Here is a 26,007-nt window from a genome sequence, read left to right on the forward strand (position 1 = left end):
CGATTTCGTTTGTGTAAGCTTAAAACAGCCTATTTAGTCTTGATGACAATCAGCGGCTGACCATATTCAACAGGTTGTTCGTTTTCGACAAGTATCTTGCTTACAACGCCTTCTACTTTTGCTTCGATATTGTTCATCAACTTCATGACTTCAACGATACAAAGCACCGTATCAGGTTTTACTTTATCACCGGGCTTTACAAAGGCGGGCGCACCCGGCTTCGGCGACGCATAAAAAGTTCCAACCATTGGTGCCTTGATGAATATTTCATTTTCACCAAGCTGATAGGCATTATTTGTAGCCGGTTCCTGCGTTGGTACTGGAGCAACAGCCGGTGCACTCGGTGTTGGTTCTGCTTTTACGGCAGGCGTCGACAAATTCGATGGAGTATGAGGCGCAGCTACCTGCTGGCCCGATGAAAAAAGAATCGAATTATTATTGCGGGAAAGCGATATTTCTATATCACCTGTCTTAAGGTGGAAATCTTTGACATCTTCAGAAAGATTGACCCATTTCAGAATAGCGTTAAGTTCTTTAATCGCTTCATTATCCATTGACATCAGCTTTCTCCACTCCAATTGTCAGTTCTATATTCGGTGTTGTTATTGAAATTGTGCCTTGCTTGTTACGCTCATAGACACTCTTGATTAGTTTAAGCAGGGGGCTATTGTCTTCTCCGCCAGTGCCCTCTTTTTTTGCTTTTAACATTTCATCTACTTGGGTTCCTGCAAACATCGCTCGCAACAAAACTATATCGACGCTGTCTTCGGGATAAGCCTTTTCCAGATCCGCCAACATAGGTGGTAATGGCGAAGGTTCCATAGCGATGTCGGATGCACCATTTTTGATGATCTTTTCACGCAATTCGGGATCTATCGGCGCAAGTAGTTTTCCGTAATAACCCAAAACATATTTTTTAATTTCATTGGGAACAATTTTATAACGTTCGCCGGTAATGACATTTAACACCGCTTGAGTGCCAACAAATTGGGCAAACGGAGTAATCATGATGGGATATGCCAATTCTGAACGGACGCGTGCGATTTCGTTCAGAAGCTCGTCATAACGATCCGACAGACCAGCCGTTTCAAGTTGCGATTTAAAATTTGATAACATGCCACCGGGAATTTGATGCATGTAATGTAAGCTGTTATAAGCTACAGGTGCGCCGAGCGGTTTATCTTCCTGTTCGGCTATTTCGCGAATTTTGTCGCTCACCTTGGCGATGCGGTCCTCGTCAAGGTTTACTTTATATCCAAGCAACTTTAATGCGCGAACAACGTCTTGTACCGCTGGCTGGGCATTGGCATTGGCAAGTGGCGCAATCGAAAGATGGAGCGCATCAGCCCCATGTTCTACAGCTTCGAGACACACCAGTGGCCCCAGTCCTGTCAAGCAGTGCGTATGAACTTCAAGCGGTTTATCGCCAATCAATTTTTTGATTGCCGGAACAAGTGTCCGTATTCGTTCAGGTGTAAGAAGCCCGCCCGCATCTTTGAGCATAAATGCGTCAACATCTGTCTTTTCGAGATATTCTTTGGTCTTGGCTATATAAAGCTCGTCTGTGTGAACAGGGCTTTCACAATACGACAGAGCACCAAATGTGTAAGCTCCCAGTTCTTTGGCGCGTTTCAATCCGGGGACGATATTGTCAATATCATTCAGCCCGTCAAATGAACCGATAACGCGAAAACCGTTTGCATAAAGTTGCTCGACCCAGGCTAGAATTATGTCGTCAGGTAAAAAATCGAATGAAGCCAAATTTTTTGACCGAACCAGACCGCGGAAACGGACATTTGGCGCTCTTTCGCTCAATAAACGCGCACGTTCCCAAGGATCTTCCTTGAGATAACGTACCGAAACGTCAAATTGTATCGGAGCAGCCAGATCAATCTGGTCAAAACCGACCTGGGAAATGTCGTCCAACATGGACAGCATATGTTCGGTACGCATTCTCGTGGCCCAAAGGCTCTGATGTGCGTCACGAAAAGTCGTATCAATAATTTTTATTTCACGTAAACTATTAGCTGGACGTCCGCCAGCAGCCATAATTTGAGATATATTAAGATTCTGGTTTTGAGTCATTGCGACATCCCAACTACGTATGTTTTCCTCAAAGAATTTGTGTCCTTTGAGACAAAATAAATTTTAAATTTGTAAAGAAGGGCGATATTTTACTGAAAATAAAAACATAAAATGTCTTTGAAAGTCCTCCCACAAACCTCCCTCATACTATGATGAGCAAGAACAAGTTATGTTTTGTAATATGATGTCGTCAATGATAAAAAGTCGATATATGATTTTTGTTCGTTAATCGAACAAAAAAGAAATCACGAAGAAATATAACTGAATTGATTTTGAATACGTCTCAAAGCAGGCAAGTATTGTTCAACAGCTTCTTGCATAGGTAAAAATGAAGCCGGAACGCCGGTGTTTAACGCAGCGATAACTTTTCCATGCCCGTTTTTTAATGGCACAGCAATAGAACGTAATCCTATTTCGACTTCCTGGTCTATTTGTGCATAACCATGGTTACGAACATTATCCAGTTCATCCATGATGTCCGTGACTGTAGTCAATGTGAATTGGGTGCGTTTTTTCAAGCATGAATTCTCCAGAATAGCGCGCGCTTGTTCGGCGGGTAATGCGGCTAACAGAACGCGCCCCATGGAAGTGCAATAGGCGGGTAAACGGGATCCGGGCATCAGTGTTACAGACATAACGCGTGTTTGTGACGCGCGTGCTATATAAACAATTTCATTTTCATCGAGAATCGAAACCGATGTGCTTTGTTTGATATTTTCGGAAAGTTGATCGAGAATTGGTTGCATGATTTTTGGTAGCGGCATAGCAGCGAGACAACCTGTCCCTAACCGTAAAATGCGGGGGGTGACTGTGAAAAATTTTCCATCATAAGCACAATAACCATACTCTGCGAGTGTCAAAAGACAACGTCGCGTTGTCGCGCGATCCAATCCGACTATATCGGCAGCCTGTGCGATACATAATCGGGGTGTTTCGGCGGTGAATGCTTCTATTACTTGCAAACCTTTGGCTAACCCACCCATCAAATCACGCTTGTTCAAGTTCATATTTTCCGCTTTCATATTAATTTGTCTATTTATTATGTAGAATATTAAATTATGACAAAGTTGTTATATTATTAAAATTATGTTGCGAAAATATATTTTATAACAACCTTATATGGGAGATATATAAATCATGTTCTACAACGGAAACATAGTTTTCCTTTCAATTCCGGCATGATTTAAAAATATATTATTTTGCGATAGCACCGTAATTCATTGGTTTTTAGATCATTTGAAATTGTGAAAGAGACTGAATTCGGAACTTTTCGCAATGCACTTGAAGAAAAATGCCGTAAGCAGGCGGCAACTATAATTAAAGCTGGAATTTCAAAACCAATTGGCTGGAATATAGCGGTTTTTGTGGTTTAAAAATACAAAGCTGTACTTTTTTGCGATCTCCGCGTGACTTGGAATTTTAATCAAGTCCAGAATTTATTGGCTAGCAAAATCAGCTTTAGCCAATTCAAACCCGAAAAGGACATTTGTTTGGTTGAGACATAATTTGATGTTTGTTACTTTTCATGACCGTTGAAAAAGGCGTTTTGAATCGGCAAAAAATTCGTGAGTTTGAAGTCTGATAACCCTGTGTGTGCATTAACATAATTATGCGGGAGACAACCTTCATAAGCCGTCGTTAAAGAGCTTCAAGGCGGGGTATTTTTTTAACGCTATCGCTTGATATGGAAAACGCTTTCGTCCGTCTATTTGCCGTTTCAATGCGACCTTTTTCCAAAAGGCTTGAACATGGCAAAACCGCGTTTCAAGTTTGAACTTCTCGGGCTGTTCATAATCTATAACAAAACCGACATTATTATCGGATCCAATCACTTCAATTCAAGGACTTTCAAATCTGGTCGATATGAGTGGAATGGTTTACACATAAAACAGCATGCAATGACGAGTTTCAGCTATTTTTGTTGTTTTCCAATTTTTTGTTGTTTTTTAATATAGATCACAACGGTCGGAAGTGTTTTTCGTGCATTGGACGGATTGTCTTAAAGTAACCGCTTCCTTTTTTTATCATAATCGCCATACGCCACCTCAACCGGTAAAAACCGTGTATAACTCGCATCGGTGATAAAGTAATACTATCTCGATAAAGGCTTCAAAATTGAAGGCTAGGCATTACTGATAGATCGACTGTTGATCTATGCCCTATCGCGAGAATTTCGCGAACACGGGATTCTCGACCAATAATCTTCACGAATAATCATTCCTAACAGCTTTAAGCCTTGTTTTGATATGACTGATATGAATAATTGGATGCAATATCAATAATAGGATATGGCAATAGTGTAGCGTGTGGTAAACCGGCAATGCCTAAGTGTTCAGGCGTGTTGCGTCACCCGCAAATTCCCGACGTATGAACGTGACTAAAACAATTCTCCTTGGAAAACGATAAGAGCAACCATTCCCCACGGATGTTCGTCTGGAATCTATAACAACGGGTCCAAATCTAGTGTTATCGAAAAGCCTTAAGACAGCTCATCATTTTTATCAGGGTTCAAACCAAGACATGATGGAACTTTTAAATTTTATTAAATTTCACTGATATTTTGAAAAAAAGATAAGAATAACTAAGTATAATCAATAAAGTACGATATGTGAACAAAGTTAACAATGCGATTTTTGGTAATTGACTCGGATTAAATATAAAACATAATACGAAACAGGGAGAATATTTAAGTGGGGAGGAAGATGAATTTACCAAGACATTTTTCTGCGCTGTGACGTTTGCCATTGGATGGTGCGACGACTGGCATGGAAATTCAACACAAATGCGCTGTTCGCTTTGCTATATGCTGTGTTCGCCATGATGTGTTAGAGATGTGTCGGAGTTGTAAAATTAATTTCATCGGGGCGGTTTCCAGCCTTTCATTATTGGAAAATTTGGCAGGATAGACGCGTATTTAAACGCGGTATTTTATCATAAATCAGGGATATAATATTTCTATAAAATGTCATTCAATGATGAATAATAACCAATAAAATATATTAATATTTTTGTAAAAATTAATATATAAATATTTTTTGTTCATTTAATTTTATAGAAAATATTCATTTTAAATTACTAATATAATAAAAAAGAGGAGAAATTATAAAAATATATAATTTAAATTATTTATTTAATTAATTATATTTTTATGAAAAAATAAATTAAATCTATTAATTAATTATAATGTTAAATTTATTTTTAATAGTGAATATCTATTTTAAATATTAAAATAAACTATAATGAATATAAAATATAAGAAATAACGGTGTTTCAGTTGGATTATGTAAAAAAGAACAAATTTTACTGAACAACATAAGAGCTGGTTGAACGGTTATTTAAAACGGTCTTTTGCAAATGCGTTTATAACGGTTTGCTTTCAGGTTTTTCTTTGTCGGCACAGCAAAATATGCGCTTGGCCAAGTGGGAGTGAGGATAAATGAAAATAAATTATAAGCGGAGTATGAAAGCGCTTTTTCCGGCAATTGCTTTGGCAATCAGCATCGGCTCGGTTCAGGCTCAGGAAAAGCAGCCTATAAAAATTGCTTTTCCGGTGTTTTTGTCAACAGCAGCTGCCGGTACTTTTGGCGAACCTGAAAAAAATGCGGCCGAAATTGTTGTGCAAGCGCTTAACGAGGGAACATTTCCTGCTCCTTATAAGGAACATAAGGGCATCAATGGCCGACTAATCGAACCTATATATATAGATGAAGCAACCGATGCCGTGACCGAATATCGCAACGCTGTCGAGCGGGATAAAGTCGAAGCTGTAATCGGTTACACATCATCGGGAAATTGCAAAGCTATTGCGCCGGTAGCCGAAGAAATGAAAACACCGACAGTTTTGGTGGATTGTGGAACCAATCAGATATTTGAAAGCGTTGTCAAGGATCCGAAATATCTTTTTCGTACCGGTCCAATACAAACAACAGATGCAATCGGTGCAGCACGTTATTTTAAGGATGAAGGCATTGATGTCAGCAGAGTTGCGGGTATAAATGCCAATTATGCCTTCGGACAGGATAATTGGAACGATTTTAGTGCAGCTTTGAAGGTAATTTTCCCGTCATCTTCCGTTGCAACGTCACAATTTCCCAAATTAGGTGCCGGGCAATATGGTGCCGAGATATCTGCACTTATGACATCGCGACCGAGCGTTATATTTTCAAGCCTTTGGGGTGGTGATGTCGACGCTTTTGTGCTTCAAGGTCAGCCTCGCGGTATATTTGCACGAACACCGGTTATGTTGACTTGCGGTGAACCATCAGCGATGACTTTGGGGAGCAAGTTTCCTGCGGGTGTAATCATCGGGGCACGTGGGCCTTACAGTTATTTTGCACCGGATAACGAGCTTTCAAGGTGGTTTCGCTCGGCCTATACTGAAAAGTTCGGCAAAGAACCAACCTATGCCGCCTGGAAGATGGTTCAGGCCATTCTCGGCTTAAAGAGCGCTTGGGAGAAAAATGGCCCTGTTAGCGATAAGGAAGCAGCCGTCGCAGCGTTCAAGGGATTAACATTTGAATCTCCGTCGGGCACTGTAGAAATGGCTATTGGCAAAGGCCATCAAGCAATTCAAGGCGTATCTTTTGCGAAAATCGATCATGACAAGGATGGCAAGGTAATTTTGAGCAATCGCCGTGATTATTCTGCATCTTGTGTCAACCCTCCGGAAGGCGTTCCGGTTGACGAATGGATCAAGGCAGGATTTCCGCAAGCCAAATGCGATTGACTTCGATCAGGCATAAAACAGGCAGATATTTTTCTGCCTCCCCGACTAAATAATGGAATTTGTTTTATATGTTACTGTTAACCGCGATTTTTCTTGATGGATTGAATTATTCGGCATGGTTATTCCTTGTCGCTGTCGGTCTGACTTTGATCTTCGGTGTAATGCGAATATTGAACATTGCTCATGGCGCATTCTATACCATCGGCGCCTATTCTTGTGTCACTGCACTCGGCGCTTATTATAGTGCCGGATTGCCACAAGCAGGCGCTTTTTTGGTCATGGCAGTGGTTGCTATTGTCACAGGTTTTATTGTCGGATTGGTGATCGAACGAGGTGTTCTTCGTTGGCTATATGGTCGAGATGAAGTCCTCATGGTTTTGGTTACATATTCACTTTTCCTTATCTTGTCTGACGTTGTAAAACTCATATGGGGGGTACAGGGTTATTTCGTAACCGAGCCTTATGCCTATTTTGGTTATTCCGATATAGCTGGCCTCTTTTATCAGAATTATGATTTCTTGATTATAGCCGTAGCCATTGTGATCGGACTTGGTCTTTATTGGTGGATCAACTTCACCAGGACTGGAAAAATGATGATTTCCGTTGTCGCCGATCGCGAGATCAGTGCGGCTATGGGCATTAATGTGACTCGCATTTTTGCGATAACATTCGCCTTGGGGACCACGCTTGCGGTGATCGGTGGTGTATTGACGGCTCCGAAAATTTCAATCACGCCCGATATTGGGGCCGAAGTTATAATACTTGCTTTTGCAGTGGTCGTTATTGGTGGTCTGGGATCGATCAGCGGTGCGGCTGTCGGTGCACTTCTGGCCGGTTTTGCGCGAGCGACAAGTGTGCATTTGGCACCCGATTTCGAGTTATTCGCCATATACGCCATCATGGCTGTCGTTTTGGCAGTACGTCCACATGGCCTCTTTGCTAAACAAGCAGTTCGGAAAATATAATGTCTATCGATTTCAGAAAAGACGGTTATCGGGTTTTGTTTTTAACAATCTTGTTAGCCTGTGGCTTCTTTTTGCCGGCATGGATGCGTTATCAGTTGCAAACATCTTTGGCCGGAGGGCTTGTCGCTCTTGCCGTCATGATTCAGATGAGAGCCGGTTTGGTTTCTTTCGGGCAAGGCTTTTTCTATTGCCTTGGGGCTTACGTTGCAGGCTTTCTCGCGGTGGTCTCCGGCATCAGGGAAATCACATTGCTTCTCATAGCATCAGTGGTTGTATCTCTGTTTTTTAGTCTGGTATTAGGCTTGTTGCTGTCGCGTTATCGGGAAATATTTTTTGCCATGTTATCAATGGCTATTTCAATGATTTTGTATGGAGTTCTGGTCAAATCATCGAGTCTGGGATCAACAGACGGGTTCAACATCCCTGCTGTGAGCTATTTCGGATTTGTGCCGGATTCCAGCATTCGTGACGTATATGCCTATTGGTTTTCAGTTATTATTGTTGTCCTGATTTGTTTTGTAGTCACACGTTATCTGGCTTCTAATGCCGGTGCTATGTTGGACGCAGTCGAACAAAACGAAGTGCGTCTTAACTATCTTGGGGCTTCTCCGCGGATTGTCACTTTCTGCTGTTATGTAACGGCTGGCGTTATTTCGGGCGTCGGAGGGTGCTTGATTGCCATTTCGACCGGACATATCGAACCCGGACTAACAAATTGGACGACATCGGGCGGCTTTGTCTTTGTTGCATTGCTTGCAGGGCGAGGAAGCGTCATTGCACCTATTTTGGGATATTTTTTGCTTGAAATTGTTCGCACCTATTCAATCGGATATGTACCGCATGCCTGGCAACTTATTCTGGGCGTTGTCATGTTAACAGTTATACTGACGCTTCCAAACGGTTTGTGGTCACTTATTGGGGGAAGACGCAAATGACACAAGAATCCATTCTTGCAGTGAAAGGATTAGAAAAGAATTTCGGAGGTGTTATCGCAGCCCACAATATATCTTTGGAAATAAAACCGCGTGAACAAATCGCTATCATCGGTTCAAATGGTGCAGGAAAAACGACATTTGTTAATATGGTAACGGGATATATCAAACCTTCGGCGGGTGCTATTCTTTTCCGTGGAAAGGATATTACGGGTCTTGATCCAAGGAAAACTGCGCTTCAAGGTATTCGTAGGTCGTTTCAAATTGCCCAGATATTTCCAAAGCTCACTGTGCTCGAAAACATGATTGTCGCCGATGCGGCGGCTGAATCGTCGGTGTCTTTGTGGGCAAGTAGCCTCACGTCACGACGCATAGACGAGGCTCGCCAGATGTTGGAACATTTCGGTTTGTCAGAGATCGAAAAAGAGCTTGCGGGTACATTGCCGCAAGGCGTCAGAAAGAAGCTGGATATTGCAATGGCATCTGTGGGAAAGCCGGAAATCATGCTGCTTGATGAGCCAACGTCGGGCGTAAGTGTTGATGAAAAAATGGAAATGATGGAACAGGTCATTGTTCCGCTCAAAGCGATCAACGCCACAATATTATTTATTGAACATGATGTCTCTATTGTCCGCCATTATGCTCATCGTGTCATTGCTTTTTATGAAGGTACTATCCTGGCAGACGGCGATGTAAACAGCGTGTTGGAGAACGACAAGGTGCAAAACTATGTGATTGGAAAGTCTTATGCTTGAGACAAAATCTGTCGACGTATTTATAGCGGGCACCCATATTTTGAGATCCGTGAGTGTTACCATGGAGCCAAGACGAACAGTTGGCCTTATTGGACGAAATGGTGCCGGAAAAACAACATTTATGCGCACGATTATGGGAATTCTTCCGTTATCCAAAGGGCAAATATGGATTGATGGAAAAGATATGACGAACCAGCCGACCCATATGCGGGCGAGGATTGGCGTGGGCTATATGCCGGAAGATCGCCGTTTGATTCCTGAATTCAGCGTCGAAGAAAATATTCTTTTGCCTCTCGATGCCACTGGACAGAAACGACAGCCTGAACGCTTGAAATGGATATATGAACTCATGCCCGAAATTGCCCGTTTTGCAAACCGTAAGGCGATTACTCTTTCTGGAGGGCAACAAAAACTTGTTGCATTGGGACGTGCATTAATTATCGGGCGTTCATTATTATTGTTGGACGAACCTTTCGAGGGGGTTGCTCCGGCTTTGGCTCAACGATTGATTGAAGTGATTGCAGCCCTACGAACGGAAGGTTTGACAATTTTACTTTCCGAGGCCGATCATGTGCATTCCAAGAGCCTCCTTGATGATGTTTATGTTATCGAGCGTGGAAAAGTTGAAAAAAATATCAAACAGTAAAAACGTTCAATAAAAACGTTGAAACTTAAATGACAAAAATCGCTCATTTTCCCGATTTTCAATCTGTTTTCATTGTATAGTGCGTAAAAAGATAAAAACAATTAGAAATCGTTATATTCAATCATTGTTCATTTGAATGGATATCAAAACGATGAATTTCAATTCAGGTCGGGCGTTGGATTGATATGCATGCACAGAACATCTGTTCTCATCTATTATGCTATCGGTTGTCACGTCGTCCCTTTAAAACCGGTTATAGATTTATCACCGCAGATGAAATAAACGATTGTTCGGCTTTGACCGTGGAAGGTCAACTCGAAAAACGAAATTGCATCAGTCAATCAATTTGTTGCTGTGACTTCTTTGTCAAAACCATAGTCCCGCTCGACTTTCGCAATGCGGATGATGTAACGGGAATAAAATATTTCCTTCCCTAATTTTTGAGCCAATTTGTGATCCACATTTGCTTTCCAGGCCTTCATACTGGCTTCGTCTTTCCAGAACGAGTTGGTAATCCCGAAGCCATCAGCACCGCGAACACTTTCAGCACCAAGACAACCCGGTTGCTGCAAGGCCAGTTTTTCCATGGCTATGGACATTTCCCCATAGCCATTGTCTCCCTCAGTCCTTTGTGACGAAAAGGCTACAATGTAATAGGGGGGTGGGGGTGTTATTGAAAAAGCTTTTGTCATTGCAATAAAGGTTCCGAATATAATTCCAATTCGAGCAGATTAGCTTAATTCACGTTTTATAACAGCGTTTTTAACGTTATCAGACAAATTCTTTTAGCGATCTTGCCATTGCCGAATGATAAAGTAAAAAGAACGTATAAAGACTTGCGCGATTATTTCACAACAATAGCTTTGTTCAATTTTCCATGACAATAGTAAAAATAAAAACTCGTAAATTTTTTACATGTTATTGGAAAATTGAGAATACATAAAATAAAAGTTAAACTTAAACAAACGCGATAAAATCGGACAAAACAAATATATTTCTTTTTTAATATTATTTAATAGGGGTTAAAACTACATTTTTTGTGATATTTTTGCAGAAAAAATAATGAAATATCCGGTTATCTTATGCAACAAGAGTAAGCGAATGCATGCGGTTTTAAATAAGAAAAAACCGATAGGTGCAGATCAAGTTTGAAGGTGTTATGAATACGGTATTATAAATTTTATTATATAATATTAAGAAATATCATTCGTCGTTATAAAAATCAAACAGTATAATTATAAAATAATATTGTTTTAAAATGAATATAATAAAATAAAATGGATGAAATAAAAGTTTTTCACCCATTTTTTAAATGTCTGTTATCATATCGGTGCGTGGTTACGCTAAAGAAGAGCGGATATATTCCATGGACGTATTCAATCGTGAAGCGATGTTTTTATCATTTTGTACGTTCGGGGAAAATATTTCATGTGAAATATCACCTTTATATCCGCGTTTCCGAAGCTCTTTAAGTTGCTGGATGTTGCTCATAATATCTTGAGGGTCGACAACGGTCCGGTCTTCATTGCGAATTGCATCAATAGGCAGGTTTTTATCGTCAACACCCGAAATATGGACAATTGCGGTCATATCGACAAAGTAATCCGGATCCTGTGCCAGAAAATGATGGAATGTGTCGTGAACCAGCCGGAAGACATCATTTCCGCCGACATCCGATATGGCTTGGAGTGCAGTTTTTTTGCGGCGCAGAGATGATTGTGTAAAACCTAGCGGCTCGATATATCCCATCACATTATGATCGTGAAATATTTTTGCCAATGCGTCGAGTGAACGTCGTAAACCGGCCGCTTTTTCTTCGCTACTTCTCTTGTCATCCGGCTCGACCGACGGGCAGCAAACCACGCCTTTAGCCCCCAATTGTTGTGCTGCGGCAGCAATTGTTATCGCTTTATTCTTTAATTCGTCGTTCCAAATATCCATCGGGTATAAGGCGTTGACTGTTAAAACTTTGATGTTTGCGGATTGACAGGTTTTTGCAACCTGACCGATGTCTTTTGTGTTTTGTATTTCGCTACCGGCTATATCATTTCTAAGCTCGATATTGTCGATACCAAGGGTATGACATAATTCAAGATAATGACCGAGCGATAAATGCGGTGCTGTTATCCGGTTCAAGGCAAATTTCGGTAAAGCCGGCTGGTTGCTTTCGGCGAGGGATTGTTTGATGTAAAACGGATTGGCAATGGCCATGAGGCCGATAGATTTCAGGATCTGTCTTCTATTCATTTTAGGTCCCTCCGTCAAAGGTGACTGTTTCGCAAGATTGCATCTTTCCGGCTTTTTACATTTTCATGAAGAGATATTCCGAGCCCCGGTTTTTCAGGAGCATGAATGCTTCCGTTTTCAATCGGCGGCAGTCCGGAAACGAGTTCGGGATACCACGATGCCAGACTTGCTCTGACCACTTCTTGATAAATGGCTGTGGAAGCATGGAGCGCCAGATGAAGACCGGCAACCAGTGTAACCGGACCGGTACAATCATGCGGCGCAAAAGGTTTGCCATAGATTTCGGCAAGATAGGCTATTTTGCGCCCTTCGGTCAGGCCGCCGCACCATGCGAGATCAGCCATCACAATATCGGTGGCATTCGCCGACAGCATTTTTTGGAAACTTGCCGCTCCACCGAGTGTTTCACTACCGCAGACCGGAACGCGCACCCGTTGCCGCAGATCTGCCAGCGCTTTGAAATTGTCCATTTTATTAATCGGGTCTTCAACCCAGAAGATATTGTAATCTTCCAAAGCGCGACAAATCCGCTCGGCTGCATATGAGCTCCACAAACTGTGAAGTTCACACATGACTTCTATGCGATCACCGACCGCTTGCCGAATTTTTCTGAAAGGTTCCAATCCTTGCTTCAGTTCGGGCAAAGTGATGGTATTGCCACCAGTCACAGCAAAAATATCAAAAGGCCAAATTTTCATTGCGCTATAACCTTCCGATAACAAGCTTTCTGCGAGTGCACCGGCATCTTTTGTAAAAGCTATCTGGTCGTCGGATGGACCGGCAGGAATTTCATTGCCACTTACCAAACGTCGGTTTACACCGCGCGAATTGAAGTCATAGCCGGCACAGGTATTATAAACGCGTATTTCGTTCCTGCTTTTTCCGCCTATCGCTTCATAAACCGGTATGCCGTGGCGCTTGCCTGCAATATCCCATAGAGCAATATCGACAGCACTGGCCGCACGGATTTCAGCACCACTGCTGTTAAATCCGAGATAATAGCCCATCAACAAACGTGAAATTTCTTCTATATTTCTGGAATCTTTTCCAAGTATCTGGGGAGCAACGTGTTCATGAATTAGAGCTTCGACACTTTCAGCATTGCGGAAACTTTCTCCAAGACCGACAATGCCTTCATCGGTTGTGATTTCTACCCATATAAGTTTCGGGCGGTCGGCAATCCGGATTGTTTGAATGGACTGAATTTTGGACATAATAACTCTCCCATTGCAGCATGTTGAAACTTATAATCGAAAAAAGTCAATAATTATTTGTAAAAATGTGTTATATTATACAAATAATTTTTAAAAAATAACGTTATTACAATATGTTAAAAACGGGTATTTTACTAATTTATACAAATTAATGTTTGAAGCGGAATCGCTTTGTCCGTTGGTGTGAAAACAGAATTGAAGGAAGATGTAAATGAAAATTGAACTTAATGGTAAGCGGGCTATCGTAACCGGATCGACAAAAGGCATCGGTCTGGCCATCGCCAAAGGATTGGCGCTATCGGGCGCAGATGTCATCATTAATGGACGCAGTCGCGAAAGTGTCGAACATGCATCTGAAGAGTTGAAAAAAGCGACTGGCAAGGCTGTCCAGTCTTTTGTTGGCGATCTCTCTTTGGCACAGGATTGCACAAAATTGACAGAGACTTTTCCGTCTGTCGATATATTGGTGAATAATCTTGGAATATTCGGCGAACGCGATTTTTATGACACAGGAGACGACGTTTGGGAGCAGTTTTTTGAAACCAATATTATGTCGGGTGTTCGCTTATCGCGCAAATTAACCCCGTCCATGATTAAAAAAGGATGGGGCAGGGTCATTTTTATTTCTTCGGAATCGGCCTTCAATATACCTTCGGAAATGATTCATTATGGTGTGACAAAAACGGCGCTTTTGGCTTTATCGCGCGGTTTGGCAAAAAGACTGGCAGGAACCGGCGTGACGGTGAATGCGGTTCTGCCAGGGCCAACATTATCAGATGGTATGATTGAACAGTTGCAGGATGACATCAAGAAGAACGGTAAAACACTGGATCAGGCAGCCCGTGATTACGTTATGCGCATGCGTCCAAGTTCAATTCTTCAACGTCCAACGACAACAGACGAGGTCGCCAATATGGTCGTCTATATCGCTTCACAACAGGCCTCAGGAACGACAGGTGCATCTATACGTGTCGACGGCGGTGTGATTGACTCAATTTGATGTTCTATTATTGGAGCCATAATTAACTGCCAGTGCATGACTCAATGCTGACAGTTTACCGCATTGCCGGAGTTCAATATTTAAAATCGGCAAACGGGGGTAAATCATTGAAATCGCCAAAAGGGGTTAAATCAATGAAACCGGCAAAACGGAGTTGCCGGTTTCAATACAAAAATCAATAGTTTAAAACTCGATATAGTCAGGTGCGGCAGGCTTTGACAAGTCCGGCTGTTTCGCGAGCAAGCAGCCAGGTATCGGCACCAACTGCAACAAAATCGGCACCTTCTGCAAAAAACTCGTGTGCAAGGGGAGCACCATATCCGAGCACACCGGCACCCTTTCCGTTGCTTTTAATGGTTCCCAATGCCTCTTTGATGACGCGTCTTACTTCAGGTGCATTCGCGTTACCCGTATATCCCATTGATGCTGAAAGATCACCGGGGCCAATGAAAATCGCATCAATGCCCTTAACGGCTGCAATTGCCGGAATATTAGCAATAGCCTGAGGTGTTTCAGCCTGCACAATAACGCAGATTTCTTCTTCGAGACGTTCGCGATATTGGCTATCTCTGCCATAGTCGGAAGCGCGGATAACTCCGGAAATGCCGCGTATACCGTGTGGCGGATACCTTGTCCATGAGACAACCGCCTTAGCCTGTTCGGGTGTATCGATCATGGGAAACATAATGGTTTTAACACCTATATCGAGAAGGCGTTTGGCATATGTCTGTGTGCTTTCGGGCGGGCGGACAATGACTGCGGTTGCATGTTCGGCCGCTCTTAGCTGATCGGCAACACCTGCCACCTCATTGGGGGCATGTTCCATGTCGACCAGTACCCAATCGGCTCCCGAACGGGCGCAAATTTCGGCAGATGCGGGTGAACACAGCGAAACCCATAATCCTATGAGCTTCTTTTTGTGCAAATTTGCTTTAAAACTATTTCCCGACTGCGTCATCATTATACCCCCTCGCGTTGCATTTTTCTTCCATCAACTTGCTCGGCTCTTGCATCACAAACTTCCTTGCGGTGGCTTATTTCCGGAACCCCCACATCCCAGAACGAGTCGCCGGGTGTCCATTTGTCAGCAGCAACCGGAACATGAATAAGACAACTTTTATCCTGTTTGCGTGCCCAGTCCAAAGCATCTTCGAGCTCGCTATAACTGTCAACCCGTCTTGTAGCAGCTCCCATAGCGGCAGCATGGGCAGCAAAGTCGACACCAAAGGGTTGCTTTACCTTACTTTCGGCGATCATGTTATTATAAGGAACATTACCTTTTCCCACCTGTAGGCGGCGGATAATTGCAAAACCTTCATTGTCGCAGACGATAACAATAATCTTGTGCCCTGTGAGGACGGAAGAATAGATATCCGAATTGGCCATCAGGTAAGAGCCGTCGCCAAGCATGACATAGACTTCACCTTTATTACGTGCCATCGCTGTTCCCCAACCCGCGCCGATTTCATAGCCCATCGTCGAGGAGCCCATCTCGCTGTCGAAGCCGTAACGTCCCTTGACATGCCAGCCTTTCAGGAGTTCGCCGACAATTCCGCCTGCGGATGAAACGACGGTGTCAAATTCATCCGATTGGGCATTAACAGCACCGACAACTTGTGCGTAAGTGAGGATTTCACCATTGTCAGGTTTTTGAAACTGCTCGACTTTTTCATACCATTTTCGGGTGGCGTCCTGTCCTCGTTTCAACCAGTCTTTATCAGCTTTCCATGAGCCGAGCTTTTCCGAAATATCGGCTAGTGCTTCTTTAGCATCGCCGACAACGCCTTGTGCCTGATGTTTGACGCTGTCAAAGCGCGTTGTATTGATTGAAACAAATTTCGCATCGCGTGGAAAACACGTCCACGAGCCGGTGATGTAGTCTTGCAAACGTGTTCCAATGGCAATAATGCAGTCGGCATTTGCTGCCATCATATTTCCGGCATCGGAACCGGATACGCCGATCATTCCCATCAGATTTTGATGACCATGTATCAATGTTCCTTTACCGGCGATTGTTTCTACAACCGGCAAATTGTATTTTTCGGCGAAGCTTTGCAAGTCCTGTTCGGCTTTTGAATAACGCACACCCCCTCCGGCAATGACAAGCGGACGTTCAGCTTTTTTAAGAGTTTCAACAGCCTGTTCTATGGATTTTTTATCGGCGCGCGGGCGGTCTATGTGATGTATTTTTTTGGCAAAAAATGCTTCCGGATAGTCATAAGCCATTTCCTGAACATCCTGACATAATCCGATAAATGCCGGTCCCGCAGTGGCCGGATCAAGCATGGTTGATACAGCATGAGGTAGTGAAGAAATAATCTGGGATGGATAGGTTATGCGATCCCAATAACGTGTGAACGGTTTAAAACCGTCACTCACAGTTGCGGTTGCATCCTGAAAATTTTCGGTTTGTTGTAAAACCGGATCCGGTCGACGGGTTGCAAAAACATCGCCCGATAACAAAAGAACCGGCAATCTGTTCGAGTAGGCGGCAGCTGCTGCGGTCATCATATTCGACGAGCCGGGTCCAATCGACGAAAGCGCTATCATAATCTGGCGGCGGCGGTGCTCTTTTGCGTAAGCAATGGCGGCCATTGCCATCGACTGTTCATTCTGTCCACGCCAAACCGGAAGTCTGTCGCGATAGGGTTCCAGGGCCTCGCCAAGGCATGTCACATTGCCATGACCGAATATAGCAAAAATACCGGGAAATAGCGGCTTTTCAACGCCATCGTCGTCAATGAACTGATTGATAAGGTAGCGAACCAATGCTTGCGCCATTGTCAGGCGTATCGTTTTTTGAGTCATGTTTTCCTCCCGGTCATGGGTTGATGTTTATTTTTTGAGTATGAGATTTTGAATTGTTCTTCCGCCGTCTGCGTAAAGTGATTGTCCGGTCACGTAACTAGAAGCATCATCGAGCAGAAAAGCGATGGAGCTTGCAATCTCTTCGGGGTTACCGACACGGCCTAATGGCGTTCGGGAAAGGACTGAATCGAGTGCATCGGGACTTTCTTTGACGAGAGCGTCGAGAAGTGCCGTTCGTATTGTTCCGGGAGCCATCGCGTTCACCCGAATGCCATATGGAGCAAGCTCGACTGACATAACACGGGTCATTTGTGCGACTGCTCCCTTTGATGTCGCATAAGCCGTGTGGGTCGCGGTAGCAATGATCGCATTGACAGATGAAAGTAGCACAACAGCATATGTACTATTGTCCTGACGCGGATGTTCTTTCCACAGACGCGCGCAGATCTGGGTAAATCTGAAAGAACCCAATACATTAATATCAAGAATGTTTTTGAATTCGTCGTCACTTAATGAAAAGAAATCATGGTGCCGATCAACGCCTGCGCTGGTTACAAGACCGTCCGGTATTCCGAATTTTTCGACGGCTTGCTCGATGATTGTTTCGATTTGTTTCCGGTTGGTTACATCGCAGGTTTCAAACGTTATGCGATCAAACTCCGCTTCCGATTGTGAAAAAGAGGCTTTTTGCCGATCAATAGCGAGAATTCTTGCACCACGTTTGGCGAGATATTTCGCGGTTGCTAGTCCAATGCCGCCGGCACCACCTGTAATAATATAGAATTTTCCGTCGAATGACATCATAAAGTCCTTAAGGTTTTGAAAAGCCGTAGAGGCGCATTGCGTTTGAATAAAATAACTTTTCTGCCGCTTCCGGTGTGTCGGTAAGCCTCATTGTCAATTCAATGAGGGCCAAATCGTCGGGGGGCGGCTGTAAATTGGGATGCGGCCAATTGGATGCCCAAACCACCCGATCCGGTATATGGGAAACGAGCGTGCGCGCCAGAACCGTTACATCTTCATAATCGGGAGCGCCGTTTTTCGACGTTTCATAAAAGCCGGAAATCTTGACCCATCTGTTTTCGTTTTCGAGAAGGCGCAGAAGTGTTTGGAATTCATCCGAATGAACTTTAACGGGGGGGATAAATTTGCCTACGTGATCGATGACGAGCGGACAGGCAATTTGTGAAATGATGTCCCGATATTGCGGCAGTTTTCTTCCGTCCATTTGCAAATGAAGTTGCCAGCCTATATCCGCCAGACGTTTTGATAACTCTACCAGTTCACTCCATTGCAATAACGGGTCAAACAGCATAAAGGCTCTTAAACCGCGAACGCCTTTCTTATCGAGATCCTGCCATAATTTTTTAGGCGCATCGGCTTTTGTAACCGCAATAGCGCAGGCGCGCTTCAATCCAAGCGCTTCAACGCCGTGAAGCATCACCGAATTATCGGTGCCATAGAGCATTGATTGCACAACAGCTACTTTTTCAATATTCAGTTCCGCCATTTTTTGTTGATAGGAATTAACGTCGGCGACGGGAACTTTAAATGGCGTTGTCGCCGTGTTAGCGACAGTATTATAAAAGTGCATATGTGCATCAAAAAGACGAGGTGGTAAGAATTTGTTATTATCAAGCATCAAAATTACTGGGAGTTGATGCCATTATCGAACATCTGTATTCCCGCTCCCCATTATGGTTTTACTGAAAGTTTCACCTGAACTATATAAAAGCCTATCTATAGTTTTAGTCAATATTAATTTTAAAAAAGAAAGGGCTATTTTTTTAACATAATGATTTTACTTATTAAAAATAGTTGTAAAAAATTAAAAATTACAAATTATTACTAATTTAGGAGATGGTTTTATGACAACGCCGCTCATTGATGGTGCTCTTGATAAATTAAGAACTTTGTTGCGTGATCCTGCTATCAAGGTTGGTGACAGATTGCCGCCGGAGACATATTTGTCGCGCCAGATACAGGTTTCACGCCCTGTTTTGCGTAAGGCGCTCGATATATTGAAGGCCGAAGGCGTACTTGAATCCCGTCGCGGGTCGGGAACGTATCTGCGTGAAAAAGCAACAGAAGAAACGGCCTTTATCGACCCGCCGACGACGATTGCCGATCTCGTTAAATGTTTACAATTCAGAATGATTATCGAGGGGGGAGCCGCCCGACAGGCAGCACTTGTTCGCAGCGACGAGGATGTCGACAAAATACACGCGGCCATGGAGCTTTATGCAAAATCCGGTGTTGACGGTGAAGAACAGATGGATCGCGATATTGAATTTCATCGTCTGATTGTCGCAGCCGCACACAACCATTATCTCGATTTTACATTCAATATGTTGAAGCCGCATATTCTGGTCGCTATGCGTCTGGGACGCCAAATGCGCACCGTTGCTTTCGATTGGAGACATGCTGAAAGAGTGGCAAAAGAACATGCCGGTATATTTACAGCTATCAAAGACAACGCGCCGGATGAGGCGGAAGCGGCTGTATTGAAACATTTGTCGGCAGGCATAGAACGATTGATAGGAAAATAATTAATTAGTAAAAATTAGTAAATAATAATAGTTATCATATTGAAAAATATAAGAAAAATATATTAATATTGTTCAATATTGACATTTATGGAAGCTGAACATATCATTCGTCACTGGGTGGAGATCCTTTGACGCAAATAACTTTCAGATGTTTCTGACCGGCCAAATGAAAAGTGCCGTTTTAGAATGGAGCTGCAAAAAGAGGTCTCTGGTGCTTTACAAATCGGGAGGAAAATATGGAAGCACTGCTTATTGGCCTGGTGCCTGCTCTTGGATGGGGGCTGCAAGTCCTCTCTATGCAAAAAGTCGGTGGTATTACCCAAAATAAATTGATGGGTGTTGTCACTGCTACACTTATATTTGCAATTGTCGTCTGGTTATTCGGGGAGCCGATCATTTGGTCCCCAACATTGATTGCAGCAGCCCTGATTAATGGTATTTGCTGGACAGTCGCGCAATTTTTACAGGTTCGTTCCTTCGAGCTCATAGGCGTATCGAAAGCTTTTCCGATTGTGACAGGGCTGACATTGGCCTGTAATACTCTGCTTGGCGTCCTTTTCTTCAAAGATTGGATTGCTTCCTGGCAGTTTATGTGCGGTGTTCCCGCTCTTCTGCTTCTGGTTGTTGGCGTTTGGCTTACCACGTTCACCGAGAAAAAAGAAGAAGTCCACGGTGACACCAAGCTTGGTATGATATGTGTTGTGCTATCATCTCTGACATATATCGCCTATGCCTCTATCGGAAAGTTTTTTACTGTCGATGGCTGGCAGATGGTCGTTCCACAATCAATTGTGATGTTTGTCGCTACATTAATCTTATGTGTTTTGACCATGGGGAAATCTGTTGGCGACAAGGATACCGGTGTTTTCGGTAAAAAGACATTTGCCAATTTACTTTCCGGCCTTTTCTTCGCAATAGCCAATTTTACACTTTTGATTTCTATCCAGATGAATGGATTGGCTGTCGGTTGGACGCTGTCGCAAATGGCTGTGGTTGTTGCAACATTGGGTGCACTTCTGTTTTTGAAGGAAAAAAAGACACGCAAAGAGCTGATCTATGTTTTGTCCGGCGTCGGCTGTGTTGTCATTGGCGGTTTGATGGTCGGCGCGACCAAAATGTAAGCATTAAATTTTCGTCATCATGGTTGAAGGATTAGAAAAATGAAAGCTCGATTGGCAGCATGCCCTATCGCATGGACAAATGACGATCTTCCCGAATTGGGCGGAGATACTCCGGTTGAACAATGTTTGGAAGAAAGCCGCAAAGCAGGTTACAGCGGAACAGAAATGGGCGGCAAATTCCCGCGCGAAACAAATGTTCTTCGGCAATTATTGGCAAACAATGATCTGGCATTGGCCGCAAGCTGGTATTCCGGCACTTTGCTTGATAACAATTTGGAAGCCGAAAAAAAGCAAGCCTTGCCTTTAATGAAGTTGCTACGTGATCTTGATGTAAAGACAATGGTTTATGGTGAAGTTGCCCGCAGCATACAAGGTCAACGTCATGTTCCGTTAAACAAGCGTCCGCAATTGAACGACGATGAAATTCTTGGCTATGCGCAGAAGATGAACGATTTTGCCGATTGGTGTCTCACAGAAGATATTCAACTTGCCTATCACCACCATCTTGGCGCGGTTATTGAAAGGGAACATGATATTGATCGCTTTCTTGCAGCAACCAAAAAGAGCGTTGGCTTGTTATTTGACACCGGACATCTCGTTATGGCGGGCGTTGATCCGTTATCTATACTGAAAAAATACGGCAAACGCGTCGTCCATGTCCATTGTAAGGATGTTCGTGAAAATATCATGAATGGAATTGATCGGGATCGTTCCTCCTTTCTGGATTGCGTTCTGGAAGGCGTCTTTACCGTGCCCGGTGACGGTATGATCGATTTCCAGAAAATTTGTGATGAACTGGCCGCACAACATTATCAAGGCTGGTTCGTTGTTGAAGCCGAACAGGATCCCGAAAAAGCCCCCCCGCTGCAATATGCTACCATGGGTTATAACTATCTGAAAAAATGCTTGGATAATTCGGGCTACATTATAGAGTAGTTTAGAATAGATCTAAATTATGGGACAAGTTCTATTGACTTAAAAATACGGAAATCGAGAAATACATTGATATTGAAAGCCTAGACTGATGAGACGCCGTGAATTTATTACAATGTTAACGGGATTTATGGTGGCGGGAACATTTGTCCAGAAAGGTTGTGCGACAATTATAAACAGCACAATGCCCTGGAAGGCCGATGCAACGCCTACGTCGTTTTATCCTGTTATTGATGAACATAAACTTGTTTTTTTCACACAATCCGAAGCCGATGTGATGGGTGCAATTGCCGATTGTTTTATTCCGTCGGATGAATTGGGTATTGGCGGGAAAGAAGCCGGTTGTGTAACCTTTATCGACAATCAATTGGCCGGTGCATTCGGCAAGGGAACAAAACAATATCTGGTTGGCCCGTTTTTGAAAGGCACACCTGAACAAGGCCCGCAATATTCATTTTCTCCGGCTGAACGCTATAAAATCGGTTTGGCTGCACTTGATACATATTGCAAAAATACGGATGGCAAGAGCTTTGATAAACTATCGAACGAACGTCAGATAGCCATATTGGAGGCTATGGAAGAAGGAACTTTGCCTTTACCCGACAATGTTCATCCCAAAGCTCTTTTTGAACTCATGCTGCAAAACGTCCGTGAAGGCTATCTTTCGGATCCGATATATGGGGGTAACAAAGGAATGGCAAGCTGGAAGATGCTGGGCTTTCCGGGTGCCCGTTACGATTTCCGTTTTGCAATGGATCGCAAAGGCGAAAATCTCGGCATCGAGCCTATCAGTCTCGTTATGCGTAGCAATCATAAACAAGGAATCTGATTATGACAAATCGTCGTCCTAAAGCCGATGTTGTCATCGTCGGTCTTGGTTGGGCAGGGTCTTTGATTGCCGAAGAACTGACCCGCGCTGGTCTTGATGTTGTTGCAATCGAACGGGGGCCATGGTTGGAAACCTCGACCGACCATCCGCCTGCTGTCGATGCGGATGAATTACGTTGGGATACACGTCGTGACCTGATTTTACCGCCGGCCATAGAAACCATCACGGTGCGTAATGATCGCACACAAACAGCCTTGCCGGTGCGTGACTGGAGCACTTTCGACATGGGCTATAATGTCGGTGGTGCAGGCGCCCATTGGGCAGGAATGGCATGGCGTTTTACGGCCTATGATTTCAAGCCGATGACAACGATTGCCGAGCGTTACGGTAAAGAAAAACTGGTTGATGGCCTTATCGTACAGGATTGGGGTGTCAGCTACGAAGATCTGGAGCCGTTTTACGATCGTTATGAAAAAATTGCCGGTATTTCCGGCAAAGCCGGTAACCTTCAGGGTAAAATTATTGAAGGCGGCAATCCGTTTGAAGAACCGCGTCAAAACGAATATCCGTTGCCACCTTTGAAAACAACACGTTTGACGGATATTTTTACCGAAGCAACGGCAAATATGGGCTATCATCCGTTCATGGTACCGGCAGCCCAGACATCTGCTGCCTATACCAATCCGTTCAACATCCATATGGCACCATGTACCTATTGTGGTTATTGCCTCTATTATGGTTGCGGAAACTGGTCAAAGGGAACGCCGAACAATTGTGTTATTCCAGCCTTGATGCAACGCAAGAATTTTACAGTTATTGCAGATTCAACCGTTCTTAAAGCCAATCTTGCACCCGACGGCAAAACTGCGACCGGTGTGAGCTATATTGATAAACATACCGGTGAAGAATGGGAACAACCTGCCGATATTGTAGTGTTCAGCGCATTCCAGTTGCATAATGTGCGCCTGTTGCTGCTTTCAAAAATTGGCAAGCCTTACGATCCGGTATCCGGAGAAGGTACGGTCGGTCGCGCTTATTGTTTCCAGACAGTTTCCGGCGCAAGCATTTTCTTCAAGAACGAATATCTCAACCAGTTCGCCGGTTCGGGTGCCTTGTCTGCCCAGATTGACGATTTCAATGGCGATTGTTTCGATCATTCAAATCTCGATTTTATTGGTGGCGCGGGCATTCTGGTTGTTACCAGAGGTTCCCGCCCCATCGGAAATACAGACTTTCTCCCGCCCGGTACTCCGCGTTGGGGAAGAGAGTGGAAAAAAGCCTATAAACATGCGTTTCAGAACGCGACTGTCGTTTTCGGGCAGGGTACAAGCTATTCCCACAAGGATTACTACCTTGATCTCGACCCCACTTATAAAGACGGCCATGGACAACCATTGTTGAGAATGACCTTCAATTATAATGAAAATGATCGTCGTTCTGCCCGATTTATTGAGCAAAAAAGTGTCGAAATCGGTTACGCCATGAAAGCCGAACATGTTGTCGGTACAAATTCTGCACGAGCAAATTTCACCGGCTATGACACAGCGAGCGATCACACAATTGGTGGCGCAGTGATGGGTGAAGATCCCAGAACGAGCGTTTTGAACCGCTATCAACAAAGCTGGGATGTGCATAACGTATTCGTATCGGGAGCGTCGTCATTTCCCAATAATGCCGGCTATAATCCTACCGCAACAGTCGGTGCACTGGCACTGTGGACTGCACGCGCAATTATAGAAAAATATATACCGGCTCCCGGTCCGTTGGTACGTGTTTGAGGAGGGGGATGATGAAGAGATTTTTTAAAATTATCCTTGGCCTCGTTGTTCTGGGTGTTATCGTGGCAGTTGGCGGAATTGTAACAATGCCGTCGCGCAATTACGATAGTTCGCAATTTGCTAGTAAAGGCTCTGACCGGAAAGATGATAGCGAGCTGAAGGCAAGTATTTTACGCGGGCAATATGTTGCCTTGACTGCCGATTGTGTTGCCTGTCACCAAACCAAAGATCATAAGGCTGATCTTTCTGGCGGTTTCGGGGTAGAGACGCCCTTCGGTATGCTTTATGCCAGCAATATTACGCCGGATAAAGAAACCGGTATAGGAAATTGGACAGAAGCACAATTTGCCGATGCTGTGCGCAATGGCAAGGGGCCGAATGGCCCGCTTTATCCGGCAATGCCTTATACATCCTATGTCAAGATGAGCGATCAGGATATTCATGATTTGTGGAACTATCTGCAAACTGTAACGCCTGTTCATAATGAGGTTGTCGAAAACCGGTTATCATTTCCCTTCAATATCCGTTTTCTGATGCTTGGTTGGAAACGGCTGTTCTTTGATGCCTCGGATATAAAGGTTGCGAAAGACCAATCACCGGAATGGAACCGCGGTCGTTATCTCGTTCAGGGAGCTGCACATTGTTCCATGTGCCATACGTCACGTAATGCTTTTGGCGCCGAAATCAATTCCCGTCGTTACACCGGAGCGACGTTGCAAAACTGGTATGCACCATCACTAACCGGTTCCAAAGACGAAGGGTTGGGCAATTGGGATGAAGCTTCGTTGGTTCAATATTTGAAAACCGGCAGCAACCATGTAACTGTTGCATCCGGCCCGATGGCAGAGGCCGTCAAGGCATCCTTCCAGTATTTCACCGACGACGATTTGAAAGCCATGGCGATTTATATCAAATCATTGCCGGATCACGGTGCAGTGAAACTGCAAGCTTTATCGGCCGATAACCCGCAAATGGTCAATGGCAAACGCATCTTTAACGACAATTGCACTGCCTGTCATGTATCCAATGGAACAGGTGTCGCCGATATGATTCCGGCTTTCAAAGGCAATAACGGGATTAAAGGTGGAAGTAGTGAAAGCTTGACACGTGTTCTGCTGGTCGGTTCCCAAGGAGCGATCACCCGGTTTAATCCGACGGGTGCGTCAATGCCGGGTTTTGCATGGAAATTTACAAACCAGCAGGCTGCCGATGTGTTGACCTATATCCGTAATGAGTGGGGCAATGCGGCACCTGCGGTTTCGCCTGACGAAGTTGCCAAAATGCGTGAAACGTTGAAAGCAAGAAAACCGTTAGGGGAATGATACTCGACAGGTCGGGCTTTGAGCCAAGGTTGCTCTCGATATCGGTAAAACTTTAAAAAATCCGGGGTATTCTTCGTAATACCCCGGATTGTTCAAA

The 26,007-nt window shown here is 43.9% G+C and carries 22 protein-coding genes; 12 read left to right on the plus strand and 10 right to left on the minus strand.

The features are described 5' to 3' along the window. Positions 1-29: 29 nt before the first annotated feature. From accB to GQS64_RS03195, 3 genes are all read right to left on the minus strand, one after another. Complete coding sequence (gene accB / locus GQS64_RS03185; protein ID WP_198230592.1) at positions 30-560, minus strand: acetyl-CoA carboxylase biotin carboxyl carrier protein; 531 nt, start codon at positions 558-560, stop codon at positions 30-32. Further along, positions 547-2,085, minus strand: a complete 1,539-nt coding sequence (locus tag GQS64_RS03190; protein ID WP_198230593.1) for a pyruvate carboxylase subunit B — start codon at positions 2,083-2,085, stop codon at positions 547-549. The genes accB and GQS64_RS03190 overlap by 14 nt, the downstream gene beginning before the upstream one ends. A 245-nt stretch (positions 2,086-2,330) precedes the next feature. Beyond that, positions 2,331-3,092, minus strand: coding sequence for an IclR family transcriptional regulator domain-containing protein (locus GQS64_RS03195; protein ID WP_198230594.1), 762 nt, complete (start codon positions 3,090-3,092; stop codon positions 2,331-2,333). 2,429 nt (positions 3,093-5,521) lie between these two features. On the opposite strand from GQS64_RS03195, the gene GQS64_RS03200 reads away from it, so the two are divergent. The 5 genes from GQS64_RS03200 to GQS64_RS03220 all read left to right on the plus strand — a co-directional run bounded on the left by GQS64_RS03200 (position 5,522) and on the right by GQS64_RS03220 (position 10,109). Then, on the plus strand, positions 5,522-6,811 hold the full coding sequence (locus tag GQS64_RS03200; protein WP_198230595.1) for an ABC transporter substrate-binding protein: 1,290 nt from the start codon (positions 5,522-5,524) through the stop codon (positions 6,809-6,811). A 68-nt stretch (positions 6,812-6,879) separates the two neighbouring features. After that, entirely contained in the window at positions 6,880-7,776 is an 897-nt protein-coding gene (locus GQS64_RS03205) for a branched-chain amino acid ABC transporter permease (RefSeq protein WP_198230596.1), read from the plus strand. Further along, entirely contained in the window at positions 7,776-8,711 is a 936-nt protein-coding gene (locus tag GQS64_RS03210) for a branched-chain amino acid ABC transporter permease (RefSeq protein ID WP_198230597.1), read from the plus strand. The genes GQS64_RS03205 and GQS64_RS03210 overlap by 1 nt, the downstream gene beginning before the upstream one ends. Further along, the gene (locus tag GQS64_RS03215) at positions 8,708-9,463 is read left to right on the plus strand and encodes an ABC transporter ATP-binding protein (RefSeq protein WP_198230598.1); all 756 of its coding nucleotides are present in this window, start codon (positions 8,708-8,710) and stop codon (positions 9,461-9,463) included. Before GQS64_RS03210 ends, GQS64_RS03215 begins: the two co-directional genes overlap by 4 nt. Further along, entirely contained in the window at positions 9,456-10,109 is a 654-nt protein-coding gene (locus GQS64_RS03220) for an ABC transporter ATP-binding protein (RefSeq protein ID WP_198230599.1), read from the plus strand. The genes GQS64_RS03215 and GQS64_RS03220 overlap by 8 nt, the downstream gene beginning before the upstream one ends. A 341-nt stretch (positions 10,110-10,450) precedes the next feature. Here the strand turns inward: GQS64_RS03220 and GQS64_RS03225 are convergent, their stop codons facing one another. The 3 genes from GQS64_RS03225 to GQS64_RS03235 all read right to left on the minus strand — a co-directional run bounded on the left by GQS64_RS03225 (position 10,451) and on the right by GQS64_RS03235 (position 13,570). Beyond that, entirely contained in the window at positions 10,451-10,801 is a 351-nt protein-coding gene (locus tag GQS64_RS03225; RefSeq protein ID WP_077990770.1) for an antibiotic biosynthesis monooxygenase family protein, read from the minus strand. A 646-nt stretch (positions 10,802-11,447) separates the two neighbouring features. Further along, positions 11,448-12,356 (minus strand): TIM barrel protein, encoded by a 909-nt coding sequence (locus GQS64_RS03230; protein ID WP_198230600.1) that lies wholly within the window; start codon positions 12,354-12,356, stop codon positions 11,448-11,450. A gap of 14 nt (positions 12,357-12,370) precedes the next feature. Then, a complete protein-coding gene (locus GQS64_RS03235; RefSeq protein WP_198230601.1) occupies positions 12,371-13,570 on the minus strand; it encodes a mandelate racemase/muconate lactonizing enzyme family protein in 1,200 nt (399 codons plus the stop codon). Between the two features lie 211 nt (positions 13,571-13,781). Between GQS64_RS03235 and GQS64_RS03240 the strand changes: the two genes are divergently transcribed. Then, positions 13,782-14,570 (plus strand): SDR family NAD(P)-dependent oxidoreductase, encoded by a 789-nt coding sequence (locus GQS64_RS03240; RefSeq protein WP_198230602.1) that lies wholly within the window; start codon positions 13,782-13,784, stop codon positions 14,568-14,570. Positions 14,571-14,769: 199 nt separating this feature from the next. Here GQS64_RS03240 and GQS64_RS03245 read toward each other — a convergent pair whose 3' ends face one another. The 4 genes from GQS64_RS03245 to GQS64_RS03260 are packed head-to-tail and all read right to left on the minus strand — an operon-like array spanning position 14,770 to position 18,972. Continuing rightward, the gene (locus tag GQS64_RS03245) at positions 14,770-15,531 is read right to left on the minus strand and encodes an HpcH/HpaI aldolase family protein (RefSeq protein ID WP_246798483.1); all 762 of its coding nucleotides are present in this window, start codon (positions 15,529-15,531) and stop codon (positions 14,770-14,772) included. Beyond that, complete coding sequence (iolD, locus tag GQS64_RS03250) at positions 15,531-17,378, minus strand: 3D-(3,5/4)-trihydroxycyclohexane-1,2-dione acylhydrolase (decyclizing) (protein ID WP_198230603.1); 1,848 nt, start codon at positions 17,376-17,378, stop codon at positions 15,531-15,533. The genes GQS64_RS03245 and iolD overlap by 1 nt, the downstream gene beginning before the upstream one ends. A 27-nt stretch (positions 17,379-17,405) precedes the next feature. After that, positions 17,406-18,182: an SDR family NAD(P)-dependent oxidoreductase gene (locus tag GQS64_RS03255; RefSeq protein WP_198230604.1), complete on the minus strand. Its 777-nt coding sequence runs from the start codon at positions 18,180-18,182 to the stop codon at positions 17,406-17,408. A 7-nt stretch (positions 18,183-18,189) separates the two neighbouring features. Next, complete coding sequence (locus GQS64_RS03260) at positions 18,190-18,972, minus strand: amidohydrolase family protein (RefSeq protein WP_198230605.1); 783 nt, start codon at positions 18,970-18,972, stop codon at positions 18,190-18,192. Between the two features lie 274 nt (positions 18,973-19,246). On the opposite strand from GQS64_RS03260, the gene GQS64_RS03265 reads away from it, so the two are divergent. The 6 genes from GQS64_RS03265 to GQS64_RS03290 all read left to right on the plus strand — a co-directional run bounded on the left by GQS64_RS03265 (position 19,247) and on the right by GQS64_RS03290 (position 25,910). Continuing rightward, positions 19,247-19,927: a FadR/GntR family transcriptional regulator gene (locus GQS64_RS03265; RefSeq protein ID WP_198230606.1), complete on the plus strand. Its 681-nt coding sequence runs from the start codon at positions 19,247-19,249 to the stop codon at positions 19,925-19,927. A 236-nt stretch (positions 19,928-20,163) separates the two neighbouring features. Continuing rightward, complete coding sequence (locus tag GQS64_RS03270; RefSeq protein ID WP_198230607.1) at positions 20,164-21,048, plus strand: GRP family sugar transporter; 885 nt, start codon at positions 20,164-20,166, stop codon at positions 21,046-21,048. A gap of 39 nt (positions 21,049-21,087) precedes the next feature. Next, a complete protein-coding gene (gene iolE / locus GQS64_RS03275) occupies positions 21,088-21,984 on the plus strand; it encodes a myo-inosose-2 dehydratase (protein ID WP_198230608.1) in 897 nt (298 codons plus the stop codon). An 88-nt stretch (positions 21,985-22,072) separates the two neighbouring features. Next, positions 22,073-22,810 carry a gluconate 2-dehydrogenase subunit 3 family protein gene (locus GQS64_RS03280; protein ID WP_198230609.1) on the plus strand — a complete coding sequence of 246 codons (738 nt, stop codon included), beginning with the start codon at positions 22,073-22,075 and terminating at the stop codon, positions 22,808-22,810. Positions 22,811-22,812: 2 nt separating this feature from the next. Next, on the plus strand, positions 22,813-24,588 hold the full coding sequence (locus GQS64_RS03285) for a GMC family oxidoreductase (protein ID WP_198230610.1): 1,776 nt from the start codon (positions 22,813-22,815) through the stop codon (positions 24,586-24,588). Between the two features lie 8 nt (positions 24,589-24,596). Further along, positions 24,597-25,910, plus strand: a complete 1,314-nt coding sequence (locus GQS64_RS03290) for a c-type cytochrome (protein WP_198230611.1) — start codon at positions 24,597-24,599, stop codon at positions 25,908-25,910. The last annotated feature ends 97 nt before the right edge of the window (positions 25,911-26,007 follow it).

This window comes from Bartonella sp. P0282, from assembly GCF_048452985.1.
Taxonomy (GTDB): domain Bacteria; phylum Pseudomonadota; class Alphaproteobacteria; order Rhizobiales; family Rhizobiaceae; genus Bartonella; species Bartonella choladocola.